The following is a 10,421-nucleotide window of genomic DNA, read 5'->3' on the forward strand; positions in this document are numbered from 1 at the left end:
CCTCAGCCCGTCTTGCTTTCATCGTTTCAAACCGTCGGAATGCCGCGCTCAACGCAATCGGCGAGCGTCACTTCCGCGTCGATCGTGCGCAGCCCCCGCGGGATTGCGTCCGAAATTAGGTATACGGCGTCGGCGCTTAGGCCGTTGCCGCGCTTTTGCACCGTCGTGCGCACATGGCGCGCGAACCCATAGCCGCGGATTTGCGCATATTGCGCGGCGGCACAGGTGGCATAGGCGGTGGCCTTTGCCCGGTTGGTGGTGCCCGAAAGCGCCACCTCAAACCCCACAAGGTCGTTGTCGAGCAAACGCGTCTCGACCCCCTCATAGGTGATTGTCGCGCCCTCCCCGGTTGCCGCGCAGGCGCTCAGCCCGGCCAGAAGGCCGGGAAGCAGTGCCGCGAGGATCAGGGGCGAACGGCTCATGCTTTACTCCGCCGCCACCGCTTCGGTGCCACGCGATTTGGCAAGCGCCGAACATTCGGCCATCACCACAGAGGCGCGCGCGATCGGGTTGGTGAAGTAGTAATCGCCCAAAGCGAGCCGGAAGCTCGCCTTGCCCATGTCGCGCCGCTCCAGCGGGGTCCAATCATTGGCGATCACCTGATCCACTTGGCCCAGATGCGGCACCGCCTCAAGCATCGCGCGGCGCAGGCCAGCAAGGCTGTCCCACGGCTGTTTCGCGCCGAGTTCGGCGGAAAGCGCCCGCAAGATCGCCCAGTTTTCTTTCGCCTCGCCCGGCGCGAAGGTCGCGCGGAAGGCGAGTTGCGGGCGGCCTTCGGTGTTCACAAACAGCCCGTGCTCTTCGGTGTAAGCCGCGCCCGGCAAAATCACATCGGCGCGCGAAGCGCCCCGGTCACCGTGGCTGCCTTGGTAGATCACGAAGGGGCCACCTTCGGAGGCCGGGGTGATTTCCACCTCGTCGGCGCCCATGTTGTAAATGACCTCAACACCGCCTTCGAGCGCGGCGAGAAGCCCGCCTTCGGTCACCGCGCCCACATCCAGCGCGCCAACACGGCTCGCTGCGGTGTGCAGCATCAGCATTTTGCCCGAAAGCGCCATCGCATTGGCGATCACCGCCTCGCCATCGGCTTCCGAGACAGCGCCTTGGCCCACAATCACAATCGCCCCCGGCGCGGCTTTCAGCCCCGCCAGCGCGGCGCGATCGGTGCCGACGTGTTCGTAATCGTAGGTCAGATCAACGGCGGGGCCGATCACGCGAACCTGCGCGCCCTTCGCCCAAGCCTTGCGGATGCGGGCATTGAGCACTGGCGCTTCGACGCGCGGATCGGTGCCGATCAAAATGATCTCTTCGGCGTCATCAAGGTCTTCAATCGCCACATTGCCCACATAGGCCGAGCGGTTGCCCACCGGAAGACGCGCGCCATCGGTGCGGCATTCGACCTTGCCCCCAAGGCTTTCGATCAGGGTTTTCAGGCTGAACGCGGCTTCGGTGGAGACCAGATCGCCGACCAGACCCAGAACCTTCTTGCCCTTCATGGCGGCGGCGGCGGCGGCGAGCGCCTCGCCCCAGCTCGCTTTGCGCAGCTTGCCGTTTTCACGGATGTAAGGCGTGTCCAAACGCTGGCGGCGCAGACCGTCCCAAATGAAACGGCCTTTGTCGCTCAGCCATTCCTCGTTCACGCCATCATGGTTGCGCGGCACGATCCGCTTCACTTCGCGGCCTTTGGCATCAATGCGGATGTTGGAGCCAAGCGCGTCCATCACATCAATGCTTTCGGTCTTGGTCAGCTCCCAAGGTCGTGCGGTGAAGGCATAGGGTTTCGAGGTCAGCGCGCCCACTGGGCACAGGTCAATGATGTTGCCCTGCAAGTTGCTGTCGAGCGTGCAGTTCAGATAGCTGGTGATCTCGCTGTCATTGCCGCGCCCGGTTTGGCCCATTTGCGTGATCCCCGCCACCTCGGTGGTGAAGCGCACGCAACGGGTGCAGGAGATGCAACGCGTCATGCAGGTGGACACAAGCGGCCCGAGGTTGAGGTCTTCCGACGCGCGCTTCGGCTCGCGGTAGCGCGAGAAATCCGCCCCGTAGGCCACGGCTTGGTCTTGCAAATCGCATTCGCCGCCTTGGTCGCAAATCGGGCAATCGAGCGGGTGGTTGATGAGCAGAAACTCCATCACCCCTTCGCGGGCCTTTTTCACCATCGGCGAATTGGTCTTGATCACGCTCGGCGCACCATCGGGGCCGGGACGCAGGTCTTTGATCTGCATTGCACAAGAGGCCGTGGGCTTGGGCGGGCCGCCCACCACTTCGACAAGGCACATCCGGCAGTTGCCCGCGATCGACAGCCGTTCGTGGTAGCAAAAACGCGGCACCTCAATGCCCGCCTGCTCACAGGCCTGAATGATCGTCAGGCTGCGATCGACCTCGACCTCGATACCGTCGATGATGATCTTGCGCGTGTTCGACATGGTCTCGTCCGTCACTTGGCTTGGGCGCGGCGGGCCGCGCGGTGAATGGCGTTTTGGGTGCTCATGCGCAGCCCCTCGGGAAGATCCATTGACCCTCTCTGAAATTATCTTCGGGCCCAGAGGCCACGGCACCGCGGCAAAGCGCATTGGCAGCGCGTTTCGCCTCGGCCCCTTCGTCATAGCCAAAGGGCTGGGCGGTGCGGCTGACCACCAAAGCATGGTCCGCCATAATCGCCCCGGTGTAGCCCTCAACCGCCGCCAAAGGCCCGATGCTATCGGGCCCGACGGGCAGCGCGCAGGCGGCAAGCGGCAAGGTCAAAGCAAGGGCGCGCATCAGTTGCCCCCCTTTGCGTCGATCTTCGGGCAATTGGCTTCCAGCGTGTAGAAATGCCCGTCAAACACCTGCACATGCGCGGCATCGGCCAAGAAACCCTCGGCACCGGGACAGGCCGCGCCGATGGCGGAAATCACACCCAGTTTCAGCTCGGTCTCATCGGTTTCGGTCACGCCTTCCAGCGTCACTTCAAACACGTTGCGCCAACCGTCCCAGTAGATGCAGCCTTCATCATTGGTGGAGCCTTCTGGGCACTCCATCCCGCCAGTGATGATATTGTTGAAATACTGCACCTGCGCCCCGGTCGCGCCTTCCTTCATACGGATATGACGGTTGAGCGCGGGTTCATGGCCGCGCGCGCCCTCGCTTTGCGGGTGGTACTCCGCCACCGCCGGGGTGGCGAGCGCGGCAACCAGCACGGGAGCCATCAGGGCAGAAGGAAAACGCATCAATTCCCCCCTTCCCAAGTGCACAGACCCACCATGCCAAAGGCCGGCTTGTCATGCGCGGTGGCGCGCTTCATCACGATCTCTTCGGGTGTATCCGAGATGCCAAGTCCGTTGCGCGCACAGTAAAGTTTTGCCACGGCCAGCGCCTCGGCCCGGTCGGCTTCGGTGAAAAAGCCGCCATTGCCACGGGTTACAAAGACCGTCACCGGCCCCGCGAACAAACCGTTGGAAGAGCGCTCAACCACCTCAACCTGGTCTTCTTCTTGCTGCGCGGCCACCACGTAAGATTGGCCGTTGGCAAAGAAATATTCGCCCTCGCGCAGATCGGCACCGGCCAAAGCGGGGCATGCGAGCGCAGCGGCCAAAGCCGCGCCCCCGATCCCTGCTGTGATGCCGACCCCGAACGTCATCGCTTATCTCCAAACCAAAATGCCCGGAACGAGCGACTTGCGAAGGCCGCCGTCATCCCAAAACACATGCGCGTGATTGTCTTGATTGATCTGCATAGAAACACGCCGATGATTGCCCTGCGGCAACAACCGCCCCACGTTCACCTCAAAGCTGCGCCCATCGGGCTGCGTGCAACGAAACGCCAGCCGCGCCGTATCCCCTTTGATCTTAAACTTGATGTCGCGGCCCTCGCGCATCGTGACCTTGCCCGAGGTGTTGAACACCTGGCAGCTCGTCCCCTTCGGGAAGAAGCCAAAACCGACCGACACCACATCGACACCCGCTGCTGCGGGGCTGGCAAGGGCAACCAAGGCTGCCGTTATGAGGGCCCGCATCCGCATCACTCCGCCGCCATCGCGCCCATACGGCCCGTTTTGCGGGCTTTGATACGGTCTTCGATCTCTTCGCGGTAATGCCGGATCAGGCCTTGGATCGGCCAAGCCGCCGCGTCGCCAAGCGCACAGATCGTGTGGCCTTCCACCTGTTTGGTCACGTCAAACAGCATGTCGATCTCTTCGATCTCGGCCTCGCCGCGCACCAAACGATCCATCACCCGCATCATCCACGAAGTGCCTTCGCGGCAGGGCGTGCACTGGCCGCAGCTTTCGTGTTTGAAGAATTTCGACAGCCGCCAGATCGCTTTGATGATGTCAGTCTGCTGATCCATGACGATCAGGCAAGCCGTGCCAAAGCTCGATTGCAGCTCGCGCATCCCGTCGTAATCCATGATCGCATCTTCACACAGATGCGCCGGGATCACCGGGCAGGACGCGCCGCCGGGGATGACCGCTTTCAGGTTCGACCAGCCGCCACGCACGCCGCCGCCGTGTTTCTCGATCAGTTCTTTCATCGAGATCGACATGCTTTCTTCGATCACGCAGGGCGTGTTCACATGGCCAGACATGGCAAAGAGTTTGACGCCGGTGTTGTTGGGGCGGCCAAACGAAGCGTACCAATCCGCGCCGCGGCGCAGGATCGTCGGCACAACGGCAATCGATTCAACGTTGTTCACCGTGGTCGGGCAGCCATAAAGGCCCGAACCCGCCGGGAACGGCGGTTTCATCCGCGGCATGCCCTTTTTGCCCTCAAGGCTTTCCAAAAGGGCCGTTTCTTCGCCGCAGATATAGGCCCCGGCCCCATGCGCCAGATAGACGTTAAAGTCATAGCCCGATTTGCAAGCGTTTTTGCCAATCAGCCCAGCGTCATAGCATTCGTCAATCGCGGCTTGGAGCGCTTCTTTCTCGCGCACATATTCGCCACGAATGTAGATGTAAGCCGCACAAGCCCCCATCGCGAAACCCGCAATCAGCGCGCCTTCAATCAGCGTATGCGGATCGTGGCGCATGACCTCACGGTCTTTGCAGGTGCCGGGCTCGGATTCGTCGGCGTTGATCACCAGATAGGCCGGGCGGCCATCCGATTGCTTGGGCATGAAGGACCATTTCAACCCGGTGGGGAAGCCCGCACCGCCGCGGCCACGCAGCCCCGAGGCCTTGACCTGCTCGATGATCCAGTCCCGACCATTGGCCAAAATCGCCGCCGTGCCATCCCAGTGCCCACGCGCCATCGCGCCCTTCAAGGAGCGGTCGTGCATCCCGTAGATGTTGGTGAAGATCCGGTCCTGATCTTTCAGCATGTCTGTTCCCTCGATTAACGCGCGGCCGGGGTCCGGCCATCGCCGCACCGGTTGCCCGATGCGAATGTCTCTCTCCGTTCCGGGCCGAAGCCCGATCGGAACCGGGCGCCTGCCCGGGGTGCCGCCACGCCCCGAGGGGCGCAAGCGGCGCTATCTTACGCTGCAGCTTGGCGCGTCAGCGTTTGCGGCCCTTGCGCTTGGCACCGCCACCCGCCGGGGGCGATTTCGGCGCAGGCGCGGGCGTCGCACCAACCGGTTCAACCGGCTTGGCGGGTTGCGCCGAAGCGGGCTTTGCGGCCACCGCAGGCGCGGGCTTCGGTGCCGGTTGAGCCGCGGGCGCTGCCGGTTTCACCGCTGCGGGCGCAGGATTCGGCGCGGGCGCGGGTTGCGGCGCCGGTTTTGCAGGCTCGGGCGCGGCCTTGGCCATCGGGGCCGGCGCGGCTTCCGGTTTCGGAGCGGGCTTCGGCGCCGGCGCTGGCTTTTCAGCCACAGGCGCAGGTTTCGGGGCGGGCGCCGCCGGTTTCGCGGGCGCGGCGGGTTTCGGGGCCGTGGCAGCGGCAGCAACAGGCGCCGGGGTCGAGCGGCGCAGGGCGGCCACCTCGTCCGGGGTCATTTCGGTTTTCTTGGGCAGGCAGCCCATGATGAAGCAGGTGGTGCGCGCAACAATCAGCGCAGAGGCCACGCCAGCCACGAAGGCGGCGCCGACCGAGTTGGAGCCGAGTTGCCACAGCGCCACAAAAATAATGGCACCGACGACACCCCCAAATTTCCGGGCATTAGTTTGGCATTCAGCGTCGTTCATCGACATTTTGCCTTTCCTTTCCCTCTTCCTGAGCGCTGGGGCGGACGTCTCGCCCCCGCTCTTGTGGTTTGATTTAGTCTTCCAAGTCTTTCGTCAGTTCAGTCTTCCGTCTTAGTAATCGTTGGTCTTGGCGCGTTCGAGGAAGCGCGCAACGCCTTCCTCTGTAATGATTTTGGCTTGAGCCACCCATTTGTCGCGGGTCACACGGCCCTTGAAGCCTTTGAGGTTGCTGTCCATCCAAGCAATCTCATCGGCCCCCCATTTGGCGATCTGATCGAAGTGATAGATGCCAAGGTCATTGCACAAAGCTTCCAGCACCGGGCCAATGCCTTCGATCGTTTTCAGATCATCGGCTTTGTCGCCGCGCGGCGCATCAAGCCCTTGCGGCTGCACACCTTCACCAGCGTCGACTTCCAGCACCACCGGCCCTTTTTTCGCCTTTGCGGGGGTGGGTTCCGGGGTCGGTTCCACCTTCGGCTCTTCGGCCTTGGGGGCGACCGGTTTCGGCGCCTCTTCCTTGGCCACATGCACCACCGGCTCCGGCGCCGCTTTCGGCGCGGGGGCCGCGGCCTTCGGGGCGGGCGCCGCTTCGGCTTTCGCCTTTTCTTCGGCCTGCTGCGCCGCCGTTTTCGGACGCGCGGTCATCATGCCAATGGGACCAAGCTGGCCACCGGCTTGCCACGGTGCGGACAGCGGCACTTCGGTGCCATCAATCCGCTTCACGCCATCGCCAATCGACAGTGCACGCGTCACAGAGCCGTTCGTCGCCTCTTTCTCGCCTGCGGTTTCCATGCAAGCAGTCAAACCGCCCGCCGGTTCCGAGGAGAAGCGCCCGGTTTGCGAGCCCGCGCGCGGGGTTTCCCCTTTGGCCAGCGCATCAAGAAGCCCAGCAAGGCTCTCTTCGGTCAGATCTTCGTAGTAATCCTTGCCGATTTGCGCCATCGGCGCGTTCGCGCAGGCGCCAAGGCACTCGACCTCTTCCCACGAGAACTTGCCATCTTCCGACAGTTCAAACGGATGCGCGGCAATCTTGCTTTTGCACACCGCCATCAGGTCTTCGGCACCGCAGATCATACACGAGGTCGTGCCACAAATCTGGATATGCGCCACCGAACCAACGGGTTGCAGTTGGAACATGAAGTAGAAAGTCGCCACTTCCAACGCGCGGATATAGGGCAGGCCCAGCATATCGGCGACATATTCAATCGCCGGTTTCGACAGCCAGCCTTCTTGCTCTTGCGCGCGGAACAGCAGCGGAATGATCGCCGAGGCCTGACGGCCCTCGGGATATTTCGTCATCTGCGCTTCGGCCCAAGCCAAGTTCGCGGGCGTGAAAGCAAAGCTTTCGGGTTGTTCATGATGCAAGCGGCGCAGCATTAGCGGTCGACCTCCCCGAACACGATATCCATCGTGCCGATGATGGCCGAAACGTCGGCCAGTTGGTGGCCCTTGGCCACGGCATCCATCGAGTGAAGATGGGCATAGCCCGGTGCCCGGATCTTCGCCCGGTAGGGCTTGTTGGTGCCATCGGCCACCAGATAGACGCCAAATTCGCCCTTCGGCGCCTCAACGGCGGCGTAAACCTCACCCGCGGGCACTTTGAAGCCCTCGGTGTAAAGCTTGAAGTGGTGGATCAGCGATTCCATCGAGGTTTTCATGTCACCCCGTTTCGGCGGCGTCATTTTCCCACGGGCCAAGATATCGCCCTGCCCTTCCGGCGCGCGCAGTTTCTCAACGGCTTGCAAGATGATCTTGGTCGACTCGCGCATCTCGGCCATGCGGACAAGATAGCGATCATAGCAGTCGCCGTTTTTGCCGACGGCCACTTTGAAGTCGAATTCATCATAGCATTCATAGGGTTGCGAACGACGCAAATCCCACGCCAGCCCCGAACCGCGCACCATCACACCCGAATAGCCCCATTGGGTGATCTCTTTTTCGGTGATGATGCAGATATCGGCGTTGCGCTGCTTGAAGATCCGGTTCTCGGTCAACAACCCTTCGATATCATCAAGCTTTTGCGGGAATTCATGCGCCCATTGCTCGATGTCATCAATCAGCGCGGGCGGCAGATCTTGGTGCACGCCACCGGGGCGGAAGTAGTTCGCGTGCAGACGCGCCCCACAGGCCCGCTCGTAGAAGATCATCAGCTTCTCGCGTTCTTCAAAGCCCCAGACCGGCGGCGTCAGCGCGCCCACGTCCATCGCTTGTGTAGTGACGTTGAGAAGGTGGTTCAAAACGCGGCCAATTTCCGAAAACAGCACGCGGATGAGCGAGGCGCGACGCGGCACCACAGTGCCCGTCAGCCGCTCAATCGCCAAGCACCAAGCATGCTCCTGGTTCATCGGTGCCACATAATCGAGCCGGTCGAAATAGGGCGTGTTTTGCAGATAGGTGCGGCTTTCCATCAGCTTTTCGGTGCCGCGATGCAAAAGCCCGATATGCGGGTCCGCCCGTTCGACGATCTCGCCATCAAGCTCCAGCACCATCCGCAGCACGCCGTGCGCCGCAGGGTGCTGCGGGCCGAAGTTGATGTTGAAGTTGCGAATGCTTTGCTCGCCAGTCAGCACATCGTGCGAACCGTCGTCATAGGTATTCTGCCGGATGTCGCCGTCCATGCTCCTCACCTTTCTTCCGTCACCGCCAGGGCCTTCGCCACGGCTCAGCCCTGTTTCTCGTCACCGGGAAGCACATAATGCGCGCCTTCCCAGGGGCTCAGGAAATCGAATTGCCGATATTCTTGCGTCAGCTTGACCGGCTCATAGACCACACGTTTGAGCACTTCATCATAGCGCAGCTCAACATAGCCCGTGGTCGGGAAGTCTTTGCGCAGCGGATGGCCGCGGAAGCCATAATCCGTCAGCAAGCGGCGCAGATCGGGGTGGCCCGAGAACATCACGCCGAACATGTCGAAGATTTCGCGCTCGTACCAGTTGGCCACCGGGAAAGCATCGACGATCGAGGGGCACATCTCGTCTTCGCGCACGCTCGCCTTCACGCGGATGCGCTGGTTGCGCCACATCGACAGGAAGTGCCACACCACCTCAAACCGGGCCTGACGCTCGGGCCAGTCCACCGCGGTGATGTCAATCAACGTCGAAAACTTGCAGGTCGGATCATCGCGCAGAAATTCGATAAAGCGCAAAATCCCCGCCGGCGTGACGGTGACAGTCAGTTCGTCAAACTCGACCTTGGTCGAGACAACATCATCGGCGCGCTTCAATTCGATATGCGCAGCCAGTTCTTGCAGCAGTTCGCTCATCCTCTGCCCTCCTCAGCGCACCAGCGTGCCGGTGCGGCGGATCTTGCGCTGCAATTGCAAGATACCATACATCAGCGCCTCTGCCGAGGGCGGGCAACCGGGAACGTAGATATCCACCGGAACGATGCGGTCGCAGCCACGCACCACCGAATAGCTGTAGTGGTAATACCCGCCGCCATTCGCACAAGACCCCATCGAGATCACGTAACGCGGCTCGGGCATCTGGTCGTAGACCTTGCGCAGCGCCGGGGCCATTTTGTTGGTCAGCGTGCCCGCGACGATCATCACGTCAGATTGGCGCGGCGAGGCGCGCGGCGCGAACCCGTAGCGTTCCACGTCATAGCGCGGCATCGCGGTATGCATCATTTCCACCGCGCAACAGGCCAGACCAAAGGTCATCCAGTGCAGCGAGCCGTTGCGCGCCCAGTTGATGATGTCTTCGGCGGTGGTGAGCAAGAAGCCCTTATCTTGCAGGTCGCGGTTGAGCGCGGCTGCCGCCACATCCATATCGGCGGCGGCCGTGTTCGGCCCGGTCATCACGCCCATTCCAGCGCCCCCTTCTTCCATTCATAGGCAAAGCCGACGGTCAGCACGCCCAAGAACACCATCATCGACCAAAAGGCCGTCATCGAGATTTCTCCGAACGATACCGCCCAAGGGAACAAGAAGGCCACTTCCAGATCGAAGATGATGAACAGGATCGACACAAGGTAGAACCGCACGTCGAATTTCATGCGCGCGTCGTCAAACGCGTTGAAGCCGCATTCATAGGCCGAGACCTTTTCCGGGTCAGGGTTGCGCACGGCAATCACTGCGGCTGCAAGGATCAAAACCAGACCCAATGCGATCGCCATTGCAAGAAGCACGAGGATTGGCAGGTATTCCCGCAACATTCCTTGCATCAACACCTCTGGCATATGACCCCCTCCTTGTCGCGTACCGCCACAGCTTGTGCGGCTTCCGATTGATGCGAGGAATAGCCTCCCCCCCCATGCCGGTCAACCGAGCGCAGCCCAGTTTCGGGGGGTAAAGCACAATTTGTATACCGATGCACACTGTTTT

13 protein-coding genes are annotated in these 10,421 nt (G+C 61.9%); all 13 read right to left on the reverse strand.

What is annotated here, in order from left to right; translation table 11 throughout:
- Positions 1-26: 26 nt before the first annotated feature.
- The 13 genes from BW967_RS13385 to BW967_RS13445 all read right to left on the reverse strand — a co-directional run bounded on the left by BW967_RS13385 (position 27) and on the right by BW967_RS13445 (position 10,261).
- Positions 27-422 carry a hypothetical protein gene (locus tag BW967_RS13385; protein ID WP_076485601.1) on the reverse strand — a complete coding sequence of 132 codons (396 nt, stop codon included), beginning with the start codon at positions 420-422 and terminating at the stop codon, positions 27-29.
- Positions 423-425: 3 nt separating this feature from the next.
- Positions 426-2,426: an NADH-quinone oxidoreductase subunit NuoG gene (gene nuoG / locus BW967_RS13390; RefSeq protein ID WP_076485602.1), complete on the reverse strand. Its 2,001-nt coding sequence runs from the start codon at positions 2,424-2,426 to the stop codon at positions 426-428.
- A 61-nt stretch (positions 2,427-2,487) separates the two neighbouring features.
- On the reverse strand, positions 2,488-2,760 hold the full coding sequence (locus BW967_RS13395; protein WP_076485603.1) for a hypothetical protein: 273 nt from the start codon (positions 2,758-2,760) through the stop codon (positions 2,488-2,490).
- On the reverse strand, positions 2,760-3,209 hold the full coding sequence (locus BW967_RS13400; protein WP_076485604.1) for a hypothetical protein: 450 nt from the start codon (positions 3,207-3,209) through the stop codon (positions 2,760-2,762). Before BW967_RS13400 ends, BW967_RS13395 begins: the two co-directional genes overlap by 1 nt.
- Positions 3,209-3,619, reverse strand: coding sequence for a hypothetical protein (locus tag BW967_RS13405; RefSeq protein WP_076485605.1), 411 nt, complete (start codon positions 3,617-3,619; stop codon positions 3,209-3,211). Before BW967_RS13405 ends, BW967_RS13400 begins: the two co-directional genes overlap by 1 nt.
- A 3-nt stretch (positions 3,620-3,622) precedes the next feature.
- Positions 3,623-3,994 (reverse strand): hypothetical protein, encoded by a 372-nt coding sequence (locus BW967_RS13410; RefSeq protein WP_139327837.1) that lies wholly within the window; start codon positions 3,992-3,994, stop codon positions 3,623-3,625.
- Positions 3,995-3,999: 5 nt separating this feature from the next.
- Positions 4,000-5,295: an NADH-quinone oxidoreductase subunit NuoF gene (nuoF, locus tag BW967_RS13415; protein WP_076485607.1), complete on the reverse strand. Its 1,296-nt coding sequence runs from the start codon at positions 5,293-5,295 to the stop codon at positions 4,000-4,002.
- 175 nt (positions 5,296-5,470) lie between these two features.
- Entirely contained in the window at positions 5,471-6,103 is a 633-nt protein-coding gene (locus tag BW967_RS13420) for a hypothetical protein (RefSeq protein WP_076485608.1), read from the reverse strand.
- Between the two features lie 105 nt (positions 6,104-6,208).
- Positions 6,209-7,474: an NADH-quinone oxidoreductase subunit E gene (locus BW967_RS13425; protein ID WP_076485609.1), complete on the reverse strand. Its 1,266-nt coding sequence runs from the start codon at positions 7,472-7,474 to the stop codon at positions 6,209-6,211.
- Positions 7,474-8,715: an NADH-quinone oxidoreductase subunit D gene (locus BW967_RS13430; RefSeq protein ID WP_076485610.1), complete on the reverse strand. Its 1,242-nt coding sequence runs from the start codon at positions 8,713-8,715 to the stop codon at positions 7,474-7,476. The genes BW967_RS13425 and BW967_RS13430 overlap by 1 nt, the downstream gene beginning before the upstream one ends.
- 44 nt (positions 8,716-8,759) lie before the next feature.
- Positions 8,760-9,359, reverse strand: a complete 600-nt coding sequence (locus BW967_RS13435) for an NADH-quinone oxidoreductase subunit C (RefSeq protein ID WP_076485611.1) — start codon at positions 9,357-9,359, stop codon at positions 8,760-8,762.
- 12 nt (positions 9,360-9,371) lie between these two features.
- Positions 9,372-9,905 (reverse strand): NuoB/complex I 20 kDa subunit family protein, encoded by a 534-nt coding sequence (locus BW967_RS13440; RefSeq protein WP_076485612.1) that lies wholly within the window; start codon positions 9,903-9,905, stop codon positions 9,372-9,374.
- Positions 9,896-10,261 (reverse strand): NADH-quinone oxidoreductase subunit A, encoded by a 366-nt coding sequence (locus tag BW967_RS13445; RefSeq protein ID WP_076485734.1) that lies wholly within the window; start codon positions 10,259-10,261, stop codon positions 9,896-9,898. The genes BW967_RS13440 and BW967_RS13445 overlap by 10 nt, the downstream gene beginning before the upstream one ends.
- Between the last annotated feature and the right edge of the window lie 160 nt (positions 10,262-10,421).

The sequence above is a fragment of the Rhodobacter aestuarii genome (assembly GCF_900156655.1).
In the GTDB taxonomy this organism is placed as follows: domain Bacteria; phylum Pseudomonadota; class Alphaproteobacteria; order Rhodobacterales; family Rhodobacteraceae; genus Rhodobacter; species Rhodobacter aestuarii.